Here is a 17,729-nt window from a genome sequence, read left to right as displayed (position 1 = left end):
GAATTTCTCAACAGTAAAAAAGAATCAGGATTGACATGAAACTAAAAGGTGTTATATTATCTAAATATAACCAAAAGGTGTTATATTTGAACGCCGAATAAAGGAGAATGGAAATGGAACAACAAAATACATTAACTGATATTAAACAAACGATCGTTTTTAACGCGTCTATTCAAAAAGTATGGAATGTAGTATCAACTGCAGAAGGGATTGCGTCATGGTTTATGCCAAATGATTTCGAATTAGAGGTAGGACATGAATTTCATGTGCAATCACCATTTGGGCCATCACCATGTAAAGTGTTAGAAATTGATGAGCCAAACCATCTATCTTTCTCATGGGATACAGATGGCTGGGTTGTTTCATTTAACCTGAAAGATCTAGGAGATAATAAAACAGAATTTACGTTAATTCACGGCGGCTGGAAACATCCTGATGAAATCCTTCCAAAACCAAATGCGAAGAGCTCTATTATTCACGAAAGAATGAGCGGCGGCTGGGTAGCGATTGTAAATGAAAAACTGAAAAAGGTTGTTGAAGGTTAAATGTCTTCGTCAGCAGCGAAATATGATGTATTTCAAGCAATTGCTGATCCAACCCGCCGAGAAGTAATACGGTTATTAAGTAATAAAGAGTTACCGATTTCCAAAATAACGGATCATTTTCCGATGAGCCGTACTGCAGTTGTAAAGCACCTTCATATTCTTTCGGAAGCGAATTTAGTGAGTGGAAGAAAGAGTGGAAGAGAGAAGATATATCGTTTGCATCCAGAACCATTAGAAGAATTACAGCAGTGGCTCTCATACTATGAACGATTTTGGGATAATAAATTGTCCATGCTTAAACATATTGTGGAGAATGAAGAGTAAAAGAGGATGACCATTTCGGTCATCCTCTTTTACTGCTCACTTGTTTGTTTAGCTGGCTTTAATAAGAGCCAAGCGATAATTAATGTGAATACTGCTAATACGAAAGTGCTCATATAAATGACGTGTACACTTGATGCTAATGCGGATTGTGATTCGGTTGCTACGTTTGCTGTAGCTCCGCCGTGTCCGCCAGAAGATACGAGATCAAGATTTTTAATACCACGCGCGTGAATCATCGTATTGAAGATTGTTCCGAAGATTGCAGCGCCTAGTGTTTGACTAAATGTATTAATAAATGTGTTTAAACCAACGGCTGTTCCGCGCGTATGAGCCGGTACAGCTGCTTGAATTGTGACCATGTAAATTGGTGTAACAAGTCCCATTCCTAAGCCGAATAATCCGACTGCAACATAGATAAGGAACGATGGTGAATCTGTTGATAATGTAAATAATAAGAAAGTAGCAACTGATAAAATGCTAGCTCCAAGTAAAATAATTTGTTTCGTTTGTAACTTGCCAACTAAGTTACCGGAGAACATAGCACCGAATGTCCACATAACAGGAATCGGCATTAAAATGAGTCCAGCTTCTGTCGCGTTTTTTCCTAAAACACCTTGGCTCCAAATTGGAAGATACACTGTAATACTAATAATCATTGCGCCAGCAATAAGTGTTAGTATGTTTATAGTAGATAGTGTACGGTTAGAGAAAAGTGCTAGCGGAATTAATGGTTCCGGAGATTTTTTCTCGATGTATAAGAAAATAATGAATGAAACAGCGGCAAAGATTAATAGGCTGATAATTGAAATGTCTCCCCAGTTTTGCTTACTGCTACCTGTTAATAATGCGTATAGCAGAGCGATTGTACTTAATGAGAAGACTGTTGCACCAAGGTAGTCGATATGTTGCTTGGCGGCAGACTTAACAGATTCCTTATAAGAAATGGCAAACATTATGCAAGCGACAATTCCAAAAGGAACGTTTAAGAAGAAAATATAGCGCCAAGAAAGAGAATCAACTAAAAATCCACCTACTAACGGCCCGATAACACCAGATACACCCCAAACGGCACTCATCCAGCCCTGTGCTTTCGCGCGGTCTCTCGCTTCGCTATATAAGTCCCCAATAATCGTCATTGTGATCGGCATAACAGCACCAGCCCCTATACCTTGAAGGGCTCGGAAGAAGATTAATTGTTCCATTGATGTAACGACTCCGCAAAGTGCAGAACCGATTAAGAAGATTGTTGCTCCGATGAGCAGAACTTTTTTACGGCCGAATAAATCAGCTAGTTTTCCGTATATTGGAGTCGAAACAGCTGTTGCAAGCATATAGATTGCATACACCCAACTAACAAGTTCGACGCCTGACAAATCACTCGTTATACGAGGGATCGCTGTACTAACAATCGTTCCTTCTACCGCAGAAAGAAACGTCATTAGCATTAAAGACATCATGACTTTTTTTCTCATTTGTTTTCCCCTTACCCTTTTTCAAATATTCAACAATATAAAATATAAAGGTACTAAGGTATATAAAGCAACAAAAAAGAACGAGGGGATTTGGCATTCTTTGTTGGTAAGTCGGTATATCTTGAGAAATCGCTGATATAAGTGGGGAATCGCCGATATAATTGAGAAATCGCTGATATATGTGAAAGACCGCCGATATAATTTCATGTACATATAAAAAAAGAAACAGGAATCCCTGTTTCTTTTTTTAATACTGCATTTTTGCGTTTTCTCCAGCTGTTGTTCCGGCAATTCTACCAGTAACGAGAGCAGATGTAATGTTATAGCCACCAGTATAACCGTGAATATCAAGAACTTCTCCGCAGAAATATAAGCCATTCGTGAATTTAGAAGACATTTCTTTCGGGTTAATTTCTTTAACGGATACACCGCCGCCAGTAACGAATGCTTTTTCAATTGACTGCGTACCATTTACATTCACAGTAAATTCTTTAAAGTCTTTCACAAGTGCACGAATCTTCTCATGAGAAATTTGTCCAGCTTGTTCGCTGCCATCAATTTCATTTTTTTCTAATAAGAATAGGAAGTAACGTTCAGGCACATAACCTTTTAATACGTTTTTAATTCCTTTTTTCGGATCTTCTTTCATTTGTTTCAGCATGCGCTGGAATAGTTGTTCACTATTTTCTTCTGGCAATGCATCGATACTCATTTGAACTGTATTCGTTTTAAATTTTTTCAACGTTTTTACAACGAATTGGCTACAACGAAGAGCGGCAGGACCAGATAAGCCAAAATGAGTGAAGAGCATGTCCATTTTATGAGAAATGACAACTTTTCCTTTCGGGTTTAATACGCTTAAGTTTACATCTCGTAAAGCAAGACCTTGTAATGAACGGTCACGAATAAATGGTTCGTTTGAAAGAATTGGTACTTCTGTTGGGAAAAGTTCTGTAATTGTATGACCAGCTTTTTCAGCCCAAGCGTATCCGTCTCCAGTAGAACCAGTTTGAGGAACAGATTTTCCGCCAACAGCGATAACGACGTGATTCGTTTCTAACACTTCACCTGTTTGTAATACAACGGCTTTCGTTTGACCGTTTTCGTATTCAATCGTTTCAACAGGCGTATTCGTGCGTATTTTTACACCTAAGTCTTTTAATCGTGTTAAAAGTGCATCTACAACAGATTGCGCTTTATTTGATACGGGGAACATGCGGCCATGATCCTCTTCTTTCAGTTTTACACCGAGATTTTCGAAGAATGTAATAATATCTTCATTACTGAAAATAGAAAAAGCACTGTATAAGAAGCGACCATTTCCAGGTATATGTTTAACGATTTCATCAAGTGGTAGACGGTTCGTTACGTTACAACGGCCACCACCAGAAATCGCAAGTTTACGTCCAAGTTTATTTCCTTTATCAAGAAGTAAGACGCTTGCGCCTTCTTCAGCAGCACCGATTGCAGCCATTAGCCCTGAAGGACCGCCGCCGATGACAATAACATCATAATGCATAATATATCGACCTCATTTTCTACATTTCCTGCCTAAAAGAATAGCATGTTTTCCCTTAAAAGAAAAATAGAGTGAAGTACTGCTTAAGGGGAGAATTGTGGTACAATACAAAAGTTAGAGTTCAGCACTATCCTGCTATTTATGGGCAATAAGACTACTATCTTAAGATTTAAGAGAAGTAAAGAGGGAGTTAAAACGGTCCGTAAATGCTCGAATGATTAGTAGAAGGGGAGTCTTCCGCTAATTATAGTTTCACTTTATCCCGCATTAACGGGCAGTAAAACTCCCACCTCAAAATTCGGCTAGAGCCAGGAAGTAAGGTGGAAGATAAACTGCCCGTAAACGCCCGATTGATTCAACTAATAATCAGTGGGGATGAACAAAATCCCCACTGATTATAGTTTCACTTTATGTAGATGTAGGAGGATTTTTTGTATGTCCGATTCAAAATTTCTGCGCGGAACGCTTATTGTGACGTTAGGGACATTTTTAGTAAAGTTCTTAGGCATGATTTACGTCTTTCCGTTTCATGCATTAGTAGGCACAGAAGGCGGAACGCTCTATACATATGGATACATTCCATATACGATATTTTTAAGTATTGCAACGGCAGGGGTGCCGCTTGCTGTTTCGAAGTTTGTTTCCAAATATAATGCACTTGGCGATTATAAAACGAGCCGGAGAATGTTCCGCTCGGGAATGGTTATGATGATAGTAACCGGAGTTCTTTCGTTCCTAGTTCTATACATGACCGCACCATTATTTGCAGAAGCAATGCTTGGTAAACAAAGTTTACAAAATAAGGTAGAAGAAGTTACGACGATTATTCGCCTCGTAAGTTTTGCGCTTATTGTTGTGCCGGCAGCAAGTTTGATTCGTGGTTATTTCCAAGGCCACCAATCGATGGGACCGACTACGGTTTCACAAATTATTGAGCAAATTATTCGTATCGTCTTTTTATTAGCGGGTAGTTTCATCGTTATTAAAGTACTAGGCGGTACAGTAGCAACGGCAGTTGGGGTTGCGACATTTGCTGCATTTGTTTCAGCAGTTGGAGCACTTGGCGTATTAATTTGGTACTGGTTAAAACGTAAAAAATATTTGGATCAATATTTAATTGAGCAAACTGTACCAGAATCGACAGTAAGTACCGCTCAATTGTTTAAAGAGTTGTTTGCATATGCAATTCCTTACGTTGTAATTGGATTAACAATTCCTTTATATCAACAAATTGATACATTGACATTTAACTCTATTATGCAGGCGATTGGTCAAGGAGATATCGCAGAGCGAGCACTTGGTATTTTCACGATGTGGACGCATAAATTAATTATGATTCCGGTATCACTTGCAACAGCCTTTAGTTTAACGCTCGTGCCAGCGATTACAAAGTCATTTACTGAAAAACAATACCGCTATTTAAAATTACAAATTACACAAACATTCCAGGCAAATATGTTTTTAACATTGCCAGCAGTTATCGGTATTTCTACACTTGCATATCCAATTTACACTGCTTTCTACGACTCAGATCCACTAGGTGGACAAGTATTAATGTGGTATGCACCAGTTGCGTTGTTATTCGCTTTATTCACAGTAACAGCGGCGATTCTGCAAGGGATTAATCAGCAAAAACATGCGATTGTCGCGCTTGCTATGGGTGTTATTTTGAAATTTGTATGTAACGTAATCTTTATTCGCTATTTCGGTACAGTTGGGGCGATTTTGGCTACTGCAGTCGGCTTCTTAGTTTCTGTATGGTATACGAATAGACAAATCAAAAAACATGCAAACTATTCATTTGGTGTTGTATATAAGAGAACATTCCAAATTGCAATATTAACACTTGTAATGGTTATTGCTGTAAAACTATCACAATGGCTTCTATCCTTCATGATTTCGCCTGATGGCCGTATTGGTGCTCTTATTACAGTTGCGATTTGTGCAGGTATTGGTGGACTTGTTTACGTAGTATTAGCGATTCGCACAGGAGTACTAGAAAGAGTATTTGGCGGAGAAGCTTTAGAGAAAATCCAGCGTAAACTTGGTAGTCGATTCAAAATAAAGTTGAAATCAAAAGGGGCGTAAATACGTCCCCTTTTCTTATGATAAATAAAGAAGGTGAAGAACATGAGATTAGATAAATTATTAGCGAACATGGGACACGGAAGTAGAAAAGAAGTAAAGAAATTACTGAAAGACGGCGTTGTGAAAATTGATGGAACGCCAGTGAAAGATCCGAAGTTTCATGTGAATGTAGAAGAACAAGAGGTTATGATTCACGGTGAAGTTGTGGAATATAAAGAGTTTGTTTATTTAATGATGCATAAACCACAAGGTGTTATTTCAGCGACAGAAGACGATAACCACGAAACGGTAATAGATTTATTAGAATTAGAAGATGCGATTTTTGATCCATTCCCTGTTGGGAGACTCGATATTGATACAGAAGGTTTCTTATTGATTACAAATGACGGGAAGTTAACGCATCAACTATTATCTCCGAAAAAGCATGTGCCGAAAAAATACTATGCACACGTTTCAGGAGTTGTAACGGAAGAGGATGTAAAAGAATTCGCTAAAGGTGTTATTTTAGAAGATGGCTATGAAACGAAGCCAGGCGAACTTACAATTCTAAAAAGTGATGATATTTCTGAAATTGAGCTCGTGATTACAGAAGGAAAATTCCATCAAGTGAAGCGTATGTTTGAAGCGGTAGGTAAAAAAGTAGTGTATTTAAAGAGAACAGAGATGGGACCTTTAGTGTTAGATGAAGAGTTAGAACTTGGGCAATATCGTGAATTAACAGATGAAGAAGTAGAAATGTTAAAAACATATCAAGTAGATAACGAAAAGTAACGTCAATTTCAAAGCATAGAAAAGACCCCTTTCTAATGAGTTAGAAAGGGGTATGTATTTATTTACATACAATTATTTTTTTGTTATGAGGTCATTCTCACTTTCTTTCCTGTCGTTGTCCACTTGCCGCGGCAAGGGCTATACACGAGTTCATTAAACTGCAACACATTTAGATCACGTTGTATCGTTCGCGGTGTGATCCCGAACTCATCTACAAGGTCTTTCGTTGTTACCGTACCGTTTTCATTGATGTACATATAAATCGATTTAATGCGTGTTAGCATACGAGTAGTTGTAGGTTTCAAGAGAAAACCACTCCTCTACTAGTTTTTTTGACCCCATTCAGGAAAGAAGGTCGTTACTACCATTGTACTCTACATGATAAAATTCATGCTTTAATCTACTTAAATTTTACAAAAGTTTAACAAATATTCATATAGAAAAATATTGGTAGTTGACATTGTATATTTTGTCAGTCAACTAACTCATAAATTTCTACGTAAAACGCCAAATTCCTGCAAATTTTTTTGAGAAAATAAAAGAAAAACTAATGCGAAATATCTGAAATGTTACAATTGTTCGTTATTAGATTTTCATGTATGGCATAAGAGATTTCGGTTTGCTATGATGAAAGAGACAATATAGTGAAGGATGGATGCGTGATGTCAACGATTAATTGGACAGAAGAAGTTGCAAAACGAAAAGATGATTTAATTCGTGATACACAACAATTTTTACAAATTAAAAGTGTATGGGAAGAAGAATCTGCGAAAGAGGGCGCACCATTTGGTGACGGTGTAGAAAAAGCTTTATCTTTCATGTTACATAAAGGAGACGCAGATGGTTTCGCTTCTAAAAATTTAGAAGGGTATGCAGGTCATCTTGAAATGGGACAAGGAGAAGAATTAGTAGGTATCCTTTGTCACGTTGATGTTGTACCAGAAGGAGATGGCTGGACAACTCCTGCGTATAGTGCGGATATTCGCGATGGGAAGATTTTTGCACGCGGTGCGATTGATGATAAAGGGCCGACAATGTCAGCTTATTATGCAATGAAAATTGTAAAAGAATTAGGCTTACCTCTTTCTAAACGTGTTCGTATGATTTTAGGAACAGATGAGGAAAGTAATTGGAAGTGTGTAGATCATTACTTTAAAAATGAAGAAATGCCAACAATCGGTTTTGCACCAGATGCAGATTTTCCAATTATTAATGCGGAAAAAGGAATTTCTGACATACAAGTTGTTCAAAATGGTAGCGAAGAGAAAGAAGGCGCATTTAAGCTGATTTCATTTGAATCAGGTCGTCGTTTGAATATGGTTCCTGATTATGCAGAAGCGATTATTACAGGAGAAGATGTAAATGCACTTACAGTAGCATATGAAGAGTATTTACAAACTGCTAAAAAAATGGGTAAAGCAATTGTAGAAGGAAATACGGTGACGTTACAAATCAAAGGGATTTCAGCTCACGGATCTACTCCGGAAAAGGGAGAAAATGCAGGTTTATTATTGGCAAACTGCTTAACGAAAGTTTCTCTTGATGGAAAAGGGGCTTCGTTTGCATCGTTTGTAACAGAAACATTTACAGGAGATATTATTGGAGAGAAAGCTGGTATTTCTTATAAAGACGATATTAGCGGCCCGTTAACAGTTAATGTTGGTCGCCTGTCTTATTCGCAAGAAAACGGTGGTAATTTAGGATTAAATGTACGCTATCCAGTTACGACTAACTTTGAAGAAATGATTGCAAAGTTAAAAGAATATGTTGGTACTCATGGGTTTGAAGTAGGGGATTACTCTAACTCTCGCCCGCATCACGTTGATAAAGATCATGTATTAATTCGTACTTTGCAACGCGTATATGAAGAACAAACAGGTGAAAAGGCAGAACTATTAGCAATCGGCGGTGGTACTTATGCTCGTTCATTGAAAGCTGGCGTTGCATTTGGCCCGCTATTCCCTGGAAAAGAAGAACTTGCGCATCAAAAAGATGAGTACATTGAAATTGAAGATTTATTAAAAGCAACAGCGATCTATGCTCAGGCGATTTATGAATTAGCAAAGTAATGGATATGTAAATAATGAGAGGCCGTCCCAAAAGTTTTTTTGGGACGGTTTTCTGTTAGGGGTAGGTTGCTTCTCTTGTCGTATTTTGTTGTTAAGTAGCTATTCCTTGTCGAAACGTCGATATAATAAGAGTTATGTTCGATATATTTCAATTACTATTGCAATCTTAACTTGGTTAGACTTTTTAGGAAGGTTCCCTTCTTTTTAACTGAATGAGATAAGAAAGAAAAGCAACAATAACATAAAGGAGACGATGTAGATGGTGCCGCATTATTTTGTCGCAGTAACTTTACCACGTCATATAAAAGAAATTCTTTCTAATTACAAAATGGAAATGAAGGATGAATTACCATTTCGCTCGTGGGTACATGAAGAAGACTATCATATTACCCTTTCATTTTTAGGAAGTGCGACAGAGGAACAATTAGAAGGAATAAAGAATGGATTACAAACACTTACAGAAATCAAAGAACTAACTTTCACATTACAAGGATTTTCAACGTTTGGCCTGGAAGACGAGCCGCGTATTTTTTGGGCGAAGGTAAGTGAGAATAATGATTTGGTTCAGTTGCAAAAACAAGTGCATACAATTTGTGAAGAAAATGGCTTCTCCCTAGAGACGCGCCCTTATCATCCGCATATTACTGTTGCACGTAAATGGGTAGGAGAAAAAGTATTTGATCTGACAAATGTAAAAGGCTTACCTGTAACATCATTTCAAGCAGATACGATTACTTTGTATGAATCTCACGTGAAGGAAACGCCAAAGTATAGACCGGTTGCTGAAATAAAATTACAAAAATAGAATGTATGAAAACGTTTTTTATACAGGTGAATATACTATAGAGAATAATGTGTTACTGTATAGAGTCTTGCTGATAAGAAAAGCCTTATCATTTGCAGCTCGTTTCGCCCCTCTATTTGCGGGCAATAAGACTGCCACCTCAAAATTAGGATAAAGCAAAGAAGTTAGGTGGGAGATCAACTGCCCATAAAGGCCCGATTGGTTCAACTAATAATCAGTGGGGTAAAGCTTTCCCACTGATTAAAGTTTCACTTTATTTTAACTTTAAGAATGATGGTGATTTTTTTATGTTGAAAGTAAAACGTCCATTTGATGCCTATTTAGATGAAATGAATAAAATTACAATTTTGCTCCCGCATGCGTATGGAACAAGCCGGACATTTCGTTTACAAGAAGGAAGCAATTTGAAAGAATTGCCGATTGCTCATACTATTGCTCTTCCGGATGCAACGAAGTATGAGTGCTTTATAGAAGAGCCGCTAGATGTGGGGAAATATTATACAGTACGAGATGAACGGAACGAAGAAACAGATTTACAAATAGGCGCTGTTATTCGAACAGCAATTTTCGATGAAAAGTATTATTACGAAGGTACAGATTTAGGTGCTGTGTATCAAAAAGAAGTGACGATATTTAAAGTATGGGCTCCAACTGCAAGGCTTGCGAAAGTAAGAATTTATAAAAGTGATAAAGAATATATCGATTATGAAATGTACAGAGGAGAAAACGGAGTTTGGACTCATACATTACAAGGTGATTTAGCCGGAGTAAAATATACATTTCTCGTATGTATTAATTTAATATGGAATGAAGCAGTGGATCCTTACGCAAAGTCAGTGACTGTAAATGGGAAATACGGCATTGTTATCGATTTGGAAAAGACGAATGTAACAAAACGAGAGGAATTACCACCATTACAGTCAATGACAGATGCAATATTGTATGAACTGCATATTCGTGATGCTACTATTCATCCAAACAGTGGAGTGAGTAATAAGGGAACATATAAAGGATTGATAGAAGAGGGGACAACGGGACGAAATGGGACGTTAACGGGATTGTCTCATATAAAAGATTTAGGTGTTACACATGTTGAACTATTACCTTTATATTGTTTCGGAGGTGTAGATGAGGCGAATACTGCTTCTGCATATAATTGGGGCTACAATCCACTATATTACAATACGCCAACAGGATTTTATGCTACAAACCCCTCTGACCCGTACAACAGGATAGTAGAGTGTAAACAACTGATTGAAACATTTCATGCGTGCGGCATCAGGGTAATTATCGATGTTGTATATAATCATGTTTATGAGAGAGAGCTATCATCATTTGAGAAGCTTGTTCCGGGATATTATTTTCGTCATGGTGAAGATGGTATGCCTTCTAATGGGACGGGAGTTGGAAATGATATAGCATCTGAACGGAAAATGATGAGGAAATTTATTGTAGAATCTGTCCTATATTGGCTTACTGAATACAATGTTGATGGATTCCGATTTGATTTAATGGGAATTTTAGATGTTGAAACGATGAATGTGTTAGAAAAAGAAGTGCGAAAAATAAAGCATGATGCGCTGTTATTAGGTGAAGGATGGGATTTACAAACACCCCTTCCTCTTAAGGAGAAGGCGACGTTAAATAACGCGAATAAAATGCCATGTATCGCACAGTTTAATGATCAATTTCGTGATGGAATAAAAGGAAGTACTTTTAATATAAATAAACGTGGCTTTGCATTTGGTGGGCATGTAGACTGTAATCATTTGCAGTATATAGTAGCTGGTAGCCTTTTAAGTATGAAAGAAACAGGATTGTTCCTAGAACCAATGCAAAGCATTAACTATGTAGAATGTCATGATAATATGACGATGTGGGATAAACTAGTGCAAAGTAATCCAGAATCAGAAGAAATTTTGAAAAGACGTCATCGACTAGCAACCGCAATAGTTATTCTTTCGCAAGGGATTCCTTTCTTACATGCAGGGCAAGAGTTTTATCGTACGAAGCAAGGAAACGAAAATAGTTATAATGCAAATGATGAAATCAATCGATTAGATTGGGAGCAAAAAGAAACAGAGATGGAGACAGTTAATTATATAAAAGGTTTAATCGCGATTCGGAAGGAGCATGGGGCATTTCGATTAAAAAGCGCTGATCTTATAAAAAAGCATATGACTTTTTTGCAAACATCAAAAGAAGCACTTGCATACCATTTGCAAAATGTAGAATCTTTCGGACCGTGGAAAGAGATTGTTGTGTTATTCAATAGCGGTTTGCAAAATGAAATAGTCGAGCTTCCAAAAGAAGAAACGTGGCATGTGATAGTAAACGAAAAGCAAGCGAAAATACAGCCAATTTCTTCATTTAGAGGAAAGGAACTTCAAATGGCTCCAACTAGCATGTATATATTGGCGATAATGTGACAAATCGCTACTTGACGATGAGAATGTAATAAATGTAGAATTGACAAAGGTGACGATTTTGATAAGTTGTCATTCTATGAGTGATTTTGTAAAATAAACTAGAAGAGCAGGGGATTTATCCTGTTTTCGGCTTATGCCAAGTTTTCTTTTCATTCAACTAAAGTAAAATATATGAATCCACAACATGTGTAGAAATGTTGCGGTTTTTCTTTTCATAACTATAAAAGATAAGGATTTGTTAACGGGTAATGAATATGGAATGGTTGGAACAATTATTAGGAAAAGAGTGGAGTCTTATACCGGCTGGTGGAGTAACGGGCGATGCGTATATTGCGCAAAACGGACAACAAAAGTTATTTTTAAAGCGGAATACATCGCCCTTTTTAGCGGTATTGTCAGCTGAAGGAATTGTTCCAAAATTACTTTGGACAAGAAGGGTAACGAACGGTGATGTAATTTCTGCTCAAAAATGGCTTCCGGGACAGAAGTTAGAGCAAGAGGATATGAAACTAGAACGTGTTGCGAAACTTTTGAAGAAAATACACTCCTCTAAAGCGCTTGTGCAGATGATTCAAAGGCTAGGAAAGCAGCCGCTTCATGCGCAAGAGTTATTACAACAATTACAACTTGTTTTAAGAGGAGATATAAGAGTTGATGAAACAATTCAGCAAGGTCTTCAATATTTAACAGAGTCATTAAAAGATATTGAGTACGATGAATTCGTTGTATGCCATTGTGATGTAAACCATAACAATTGGATATTGTCGGATGAAGATGAATTGTTTTTAATTGATTGGGATGGAGCTGTGATTGCTGACCCAGCTTTAGACCTTGGGATGTTATTATATTGGTATGTTCCGCGTCATGAATGGAGTGAGTGGCTCGGATATTATGATGTTGAACTAGATGAATCATTACTTAGGCGTATGAGATGGTATGTTATAGCACAAACGATTTTATCTATTCAATGGCACACAACAAAAAAGCAGCAAGCAGAAGCTAAATATTGGCATCAATATTTACAGCAACTACTTGCTTCAGAATAATACTTAAGAAAAATTGTCCATTCCAGCAATCCACTGAGTAAGTTGTTCTTGATTATTGGAAATATGGTTGTCCAAATTAGAGGAAGATTTACCCGATTGACTATAAGAATATACATCGTTTAGCATTGCTTTAGCGTCACTACTTATACTATCGTTTGCGAGTAACGATTGAATGAGGCGCTCTAATTGCTCGCATTCAGAAACTGTCCCACAGCAATCACTTTGATGGTTGACTAAAATATCTTTTAACACTTCTAATTGATGCTGTTGATTAATTGGCATGAACGGATCATCCTTTCGAGTGTTTTTCTCTCACTGGAAATGTAAGAGAAAAAGCTGTTTCGTCATGGAATGTTTAATGCTTTATGTAGTTTTTATCAAAATGGTACATCTTATACTTGAAAGAAACGGACCGAGTGCTCGTACGTGCTTGGTTTTTTGTTTGATAGATTGATTAAAACAGAAAGAAGGAATTTTTCCTTTAAAATAGTTTTGTAAAGAGAGGGAGACATCTATGCGTTTAAGACATAAACCTTATGCAATGGATCGAATTAATGAATATTCACATATCGTAATCGGAAACCCAGAAGAGCGCGCTGGTAACTGGAAAGAAGTATTTGGAAATGAACAACCAATTCATATTGAAGTAGGTACAGGACGTGGCCGCTTTATGTATGATATGGCAAAAGCGAATCCACATATTAATTATATTGGAATTGAAAAATTCACAAGTGTTGTTGTAGATGCACTTGATAAATTAATTGAAGAAGAATTACCGAACTTAAAGTTAATTAATAAAGATGCTGAAGATTTAAAAGTTTTCTTTGCACAAGGTGAAATTGACCGCGTTTATTTAAACTTCTCAGATCCATGGCCGAAGAACCGTCATACGAAGCGTCGTTTAACGTATAAAACATTTTTACGCAATTACGAAGAAGTGTTAGTAGATGGCGGAGAAATTCATTTCAAAACTGATAACCAAGGTTTATTTGAATATTCTCTTATGAGTATGGCTGAGTATGGTATGTTATTAACTTACCTTAGCTTAGATCTTCATAATAGTGATTATGAAGGAAACATTATGACAGAGTACGAAGAGAAGTTCTCTAGTAAAGGTCATCGTATTTACCGAGTTGAAGCGAAATATCGCACAGAGCCTATGCAGTAATGCATAGGTTTTTTTGTAGCTAAAACAATCAGAATTTTATGTTAATATTAAAAAGAAAGGGGGATGAAAGATGGAACAGTTACAAGTTGGAAATATAAAAGTGACATGGCTAAAAGGTGGGAATACACATTTAGATGGAGGTGCAATGTTTGGAGTTGTGCCGAAAGTACTTTGGTCACGCAAATATCAACATAATGATACAAACCATATTTATTTACGAACAGATCCGTTACTTTTGCAAACGAAAGAAGGAAACATGCTTATTGATTCTGGAATAGGAAACGGTAAGTTGAATGAGAAAATGAAGCGAAATCAAGGTGTAACAGAAGAATCATCGGTTTATGAATCGTTAGAAAAACTGGGTCTAAAGCCTGAAGATGTTCATTACGTCTTAATGACGCATCTTCATTTCGATCATGCATCTGGTTTAACAAGGCGGGAAGGAGATCACCTTGTGCCGACGTTTCCGAATGCGAAAGTTTATGTAAGTGAAACGGAATGGAATGAAATGAGGAATCCAAATATTAGATCGCGTAATACATACTGGACGGAAAATTGGGAGCCGATTGTAGATAAAGTTGTTACCTTCCAGCAAGAAATAGAAATTACGGATGAAATAAAAATGGAGCATACGGGTGGTCATAGTGATGGACATGCCGTTGTCGTCCTTGAAAGTCAGGGTGAAACGATGCTTCATTTAGCGGATATTTTACCGACGCATGCACATCAAAATGTATTATGGGTAATGGCCTACGATGACTATCCAATGACATCGATTGAACATAAACAAAAGTGGATGAAGTATGGTGCTGAGAAAGAAGCATGGTTTACGTTTTATCATGACGCATATTATCGTGCTGTGAAGTGGAATGAGGAAGGGCATATCATAGAAAAAATAGAACGGAAAACGAGTATAGAAGCATAAAAATAGGAGGTTGTTCCATCATATTTATTGGAGCAGCCTCTTTTTTATTGTCGGATTTTGTCGATAAGTCGATATATCTCAATAATCGCTGATATAAATCGAGTTGCGCCGATATATTTAAAAAATCGCCGATATAATTTGAGTTGCGCTGATATATTCGAAAAATCGCTGATATAATTTTAATCAATACCCACAATTTCAAAAAAAAAAAGAGGTTCACCTAATGGGAACCCTCTTTTTTATGCTGCTATAACCTCTAAAACAGTGCCTGTTTTTGCATCAACTAAAAATTCAAATCGTTCTTGTATATCATCTAACATTGTTGTAAGACCGCCGCGATAAACTTCATATGCGACATCATATTTTTCAAATGTCTCTGGAACCATATGTACCCAAGAGCCAGTAATTTCACCTTTATGACTTAATGCTTGTTTCACCATTTTCAATGCTTTTTCTGAAGAAATATGGGATTGTTCTTGTACTTTGTTTGCAACGAAATAACCAGCTGCGAACCCAACGCCAAGACCTGCTACTAAACCTTTCCAGCTCATATATTCACCTCAATTCTGTAAAATAAAAATAGTGTACCGATAATAATTATAATGCAAACGCAACTAAAAAAGAAGAAACTAGAAACATTTCGAAAATTTCGTTACAATAAAAGAGGTATTCTACTAAGGTTTGAAAGAAGGGGACTTCGTGAATAAAGAGACATTACAATTATTTCGTACGTTAACAGAATTACAAGGTGCATCAGGTTTTGAACATGATGTGCGCCGTTTTATGAAGCAAGAATTAAGCAAATATGCTGATGAAATTGTGCAAGACGGTTTAGGTAGCGTATTTGGTCTGAAAAAAGGGGACGAAACTGGCCCACGCGTTCTTGTAGCAGGTCATATGGATGAAGTAGGTTTCATGGTTACGCAAATTACGAAAAATGGGATGCTTCGTTTTCAAACGTTAGGCGGTTGGTGGAGCCAAGTACTATTAGCGCAGCGCGTACAAGTTATGACGAAGAACGGTCCTGTTATTGGGGTTGTTGGTTCTATCCCTCCTCATTTATTAAGTGATGCGCAACGTGCAAAACCGATGGATATGAAAAATATGTTAATTGATATAGGTGCAGATAGCTATGAAGATGCGATTGAAATTGGCGTAAAACCAGGACAACAAATCGTGCCAATCTGTCCGTTCACGCCGATGGCAAATGAGAAGAAAATTATGGCGAAAGCTTGGGACAACCGTTATGGATGTGGCCTTGCTATTGAGTTATTAAAAGAATTAAAAGATGAAACATTACCAAACACATTATACTCTGGTGCTACTGTACAAGAAGAAGTAGGTCTTCGCGGAGCACAAACAGCTGCAAATATGATTCAACCAGACATTTTCTATGCGCTTGATGCAAGCCCAGCAAACGATGCATCTGGTGATAAAACGCAGTTCGGTCAATTAGGAAAAGGTGCGCTTCTTCGTATTTACGACCGCACGATGGTAACTCATAGAGGAATGCGTGAATTCATTTTAGATACAGCAGAAACACACAATATTCCGTACCAATACTTTATTTCACAGGGTGGTACAGATGCGGGCCGTGTACATACAAGTAACTCAGGTATCCCATCAGCAGTAATTGGTGTTTGTGCTCGCTACATTCATACGCATGCTTCTATTTTACATGTTGATGATTATGCAGCAGCAAAAGAACTTATTACAAAGCTTGTAAGAGCAACGGACAAAACGACGTTAGAAACGATTAAGAATAACGCGTAAGGAGGAAGGGTGGAAAACCCTTCTTTTTTTAGGTTGAATAGATGACCCAGCGATGAGTGGGAGCGGTCAGTACCTAGTTGGTGCTCGAGCGATGTATTAAGACCGCGGGTAGGAAGGCTGGTTTTGAGTTCGAAATCGGTCATATTGTGGAAAGCAAGCTTCTTTTATAAATGGCAGGGATTCCTAGGTGATATGTGGTTGGTACTTAATTTGTGCCGAAGCGGATATTAGAACAAAATGATGAATTTATATAGAGGTGAACAAAATGAAAGTAGTAGTTGGATCGAAGAATAAAACGAAGGTTGGAGCTGTGGAGAAGGTTTGGAATGATGCTGAAGTTACATCTCTTTCTGTTCCGTCAGGAGTAGCAAACCAGCCTTTCTCAGATGAAGAGACGATGCAAGGAGCGGTAAATAGAGCGAAGCGAGCGCTGCAAGAAGGAGAAGCTCAAATCGGTATTGGGCTAGAAGGCGGTGTAATGAAAACGGAGCACGGTTTATTTATGTGTAACTGGGGTGCACTCGCAACGAGTGACGATAAGATATTCGTTGCAGGAGGAGCGCGTATTAAGTTACCAGACGATTTTTTAGCGCCTCTTGAAGATGGCAAAGAGTTAAGTGAAGTGATGGAAGAGTTTGTAGAGCGGAAAGATATTCGTAGTCACGAAGGTGCTATCGGTATTTTTACAGATGATTATGTCGACCGAACTGAATTATTTGTACACGTTGTTAAGTTACTTGTTGGGCAATATAAGTATGATGAAAAGCAAGCATAAACCTTGCACCATGCGCGATG

Annotated in this window: 17 protein-coding genes; 12 read left to right on the top strand and 5 right to left on the bottom strand. The window is 37.5% G+C overall.

What is annotated here, in order from left to right; genetic code table 11:
* Positions 1-113: 113 nt before the first annotated feature.
* Positions 114-545, top strand: coding sequence for an SRPBCC family protein (locus tag ACP6L7_RS20430; RefSeq protein WP_097829030.1), 432 nt, complete (start codon positions 114-116; stop codon positions 543-545).
* Positions 546-869, top strand: coding sequence for an ArsR/SmtB family transcription factor (locus ACP6L7_RS20425; protein ID WP_097829031.1), 324 nt, complete (start codon positions 546-548; stop codon positions 867-869).
* A gap of 29 nt (positions 870-898) precedes the next feature.
* On the opposite strand, the gene ACP6L7_RS20420 is transcribed toward ACP6L7_RS20425, so the two are convergent.
* Together ACP6L7_RS20420 and ACP6L7_RS20415 are read right to left on the bottom strand one after the other, a co-directional pair.
* Positions 899-2,341, bottom strand: coding sequence for an MDR family MFS transporter (locus ACP6L7_RS20420; RefSeq protein ID WP_097829032.1), 1,443 nt, complete (start codon positions 2,339-2,341; stop codon positions 899-901).
* A 247-nt stretch (positions 2,342-2,588) separates the two neighbouring features.
* Positions 2,589-3,860 (bottom strand): BaiN/RdsA family NAD(P)/FAD-dependent oxidoreductase, encoded by a 1,272-nt coding sequence (locus ACP6L7_RS20415; RefSeq protein ID WP_097829033.1) that lies wholly within the window; start codon positions 3,858-3,860, stop codon positions 2,589-2,591.
* 435 nt (positions 3,861-4,295) lie between these two features.
* Between ACP6L7_RS20415 and ACP6L7_RS20410 the strand changes: the two genes are divergently transcribed.
* A complete protein-coding gene (locus ACP6L7_RS20410; RefSeq protein ID WP_097829034.1) occupies positions 4,296-5,948 on the top strand; it encodes a putative polysaccharide biosynthesis protein in 1,653 nt (550 codons plus the stop codon).
* Between the two features lie 42 nt (positions 5,949-5,990).
* The gene (locus tag ACP6L7_RS20405) at positions 5,991-6,719 is read left to right on the top strand and encodes a pseudouridine synthase (RefSeq protein WP_001234930.1); all 729 of its coding nucleotides are present in this window, start codon (positions 5,991-5,993) and stop codon (positions 6,717-6,719) included.
* Between the two features lie 83 nt (positions 6,720-6,802).
* Here the strand turns inward: ACP6L7_RS20405 and ACP6L7_RS20400 are convergent, their stop codons facing one another.
* Positions 6,803-7,024: a DeoR family transcriptional regulator gene (locus ACP6L7_RS20400; protein ID WP_000805512.1), complete on the bottom strand. Its 222-nt coding sequence runs from the start codon at positions 7,022-7,024 to the stop codon at positions 6,803-6,805.
* Positions 7,025-7,381: 357 nt separating this feature from the next.
* Between ACP6L7_RS20400 and pepV the strand changes: the two genes are divergently transcribed.
* The 4 genes from pepV to ACP6L7_RS20380 all read left to right on the top strand — a co-directional run bounded on the left by pepV (position 7,382) and on the right by ACP6L7_RS20380 (position 13,068).
* Entirely contained in the window at positions 7,382-8,788 is a 1,407-nt protein-coding gene (gene pepV / locus ACP6L7_RS20395; RefSeq protein ID WP_097829035.1) for a dipeptidase PepV, read from the top strand.
* 259 nt (positions 8,789-9,047) lie between these two features.
* Entirely contained in the window at positions 9,048-9,593 is a 546-nt protein-coding gene (gene thpR / locus ACP6L7_RS20390) for an RNA 2',3'-cyclic phosphodiesterase (RefSeq protein ID WP_097829036.1), read from the top strand.
* A 287-nt stretch (positions 9,594-9,880) separates the two neighbouring features.
* Complete coding sequence (gene pulA, locus ACP6L7_RS20385) at positions 9,881-12,022, top strand: type I pullulanase (RefSeq protein ID WP_097829043.1); 2,142 nt, start codon at positions 9,881-9,883, stop codon at positions 12,020-12,022.
* A gap of 248 nt (positions 12,023-12,270) precedes the next feature.
* Complete coding sequence (locus ACP6L7_RS20380) at positions 12,271-13,068, top strand: phosphotransferase family protein (RefSeq protein ID WP_070145165.1); 798 nt, start codon at positions 12,271-12,273, stop codon at positions 13,066-13,068.
* A gap of 3 nt (positions 13,069-13,071) precedes the next feature.
* Here ACP6L7_RS20380 and ACP6L7_RS20375 read toward each other — a convergent pair whose 3' ends face one another.
* Positions 13,072-13,350, bottom strand: a complete 279-nt coding sequence (locus tag ACP6L7_RS20375; protein ID WP_001122236.1) for a YtzH-like family protein — start codon at positions 13,348-13,350, stop codon at positions 13,072-13,074.
* Between the two features lie 232 nt (positions 13,351-13,582).
* Here ACP6L7_RS20375 and trmB point away from each other — a divergent pair, with 232 nt between their 5' ends.
* Together trmB and ACP6L7_RS20365 are read left to right on the top strand one after the other, a co-directional pair.
* The gene (gene trmB / locus ACP6L7_RS20370; RefSeq protein ID WP_097829037.1) at positions 13,583-14,236 is read left to right on the top strand and encodes a tRNA (guanosine(46)-N7)-methyltransferase TrmB; all 654 of its coding nucleotides are present in this window, start codon (positions 13,583-13,585) and stop codon (positions 14,234-14,236) included.
* 70 nt (positions 14,237-14,306) lie between these two features.
* On the top strand, positions 14,307-15,161 hold the full coding sequence (locus tag ACP6L7_RS20365) for a YtnP family quorum-quenching lactonase (RefSeq protein WP_097829038.1): 855 nt from the start codon (positions 14,307-14,309) through the stop codon (positions 15,159-15,161).
* Between the two features lie 239 nt (positions 15,162-15,400).
* Here ACP6L7_RS20365 and ACP6L7_RS20360 read toward each other — a convergent pair whose 3' ends face one another.
* On the bottom strand, positions 15,401-15,712 hold the full coding sequence (locus ACP6L7_RS20360; protein WP_000118537.1) for a PepSY domain-containing protein: 312 nt from the start codon (positions 15,710-15,712) through the stop codon (positions 15,401-15,403).
* 148 nt (positions 15,713-15,860) lie between these two features.
* On the opposite strand from ACP6L7_RS20360, the gene ACP6L7_RS20355 reads away from it, so the two are divergent.
* Positions 15,861-16,934 (top strand): M42 family metallopeptidase, encoded by a 1,074-nt coding sequence (locus ACP6L7_RS20355; RefSeq protein ID WP_097829044.1) that lies wholly within the window; start codon positions 15,861-15,863, stop codon positions 16,932-16,934.
* Between the two features lie 265 nt (positions 16,935-17,199).
* Positions 17,200-17,709, top strand: coding sequence for a DUF84 family protein (locus ACP6L7_RS20350; protein WP_097829040.1), 510 nt, complete (start codon positions 17,200-17,202; stop codon positions 17,707-17,709).
* Positions 17,710-17,729 lie beyond the last annotated feature (20 nt).

Origin of the sequence: Bacillus silvicola (assembly GCF_050524305.1) — a bacterium.
Taxonomy (GTDB): Bacteria; Bacillota; Bacilli; order Bacillales; family Bacillaceae_G; genus Bacillus_A; species Bacillus_A cereus_AT.
Note: the sequence above shows the minus strand (reverse complement) of the source record. Positions and strands in the feature narration are given on the sequence as shown.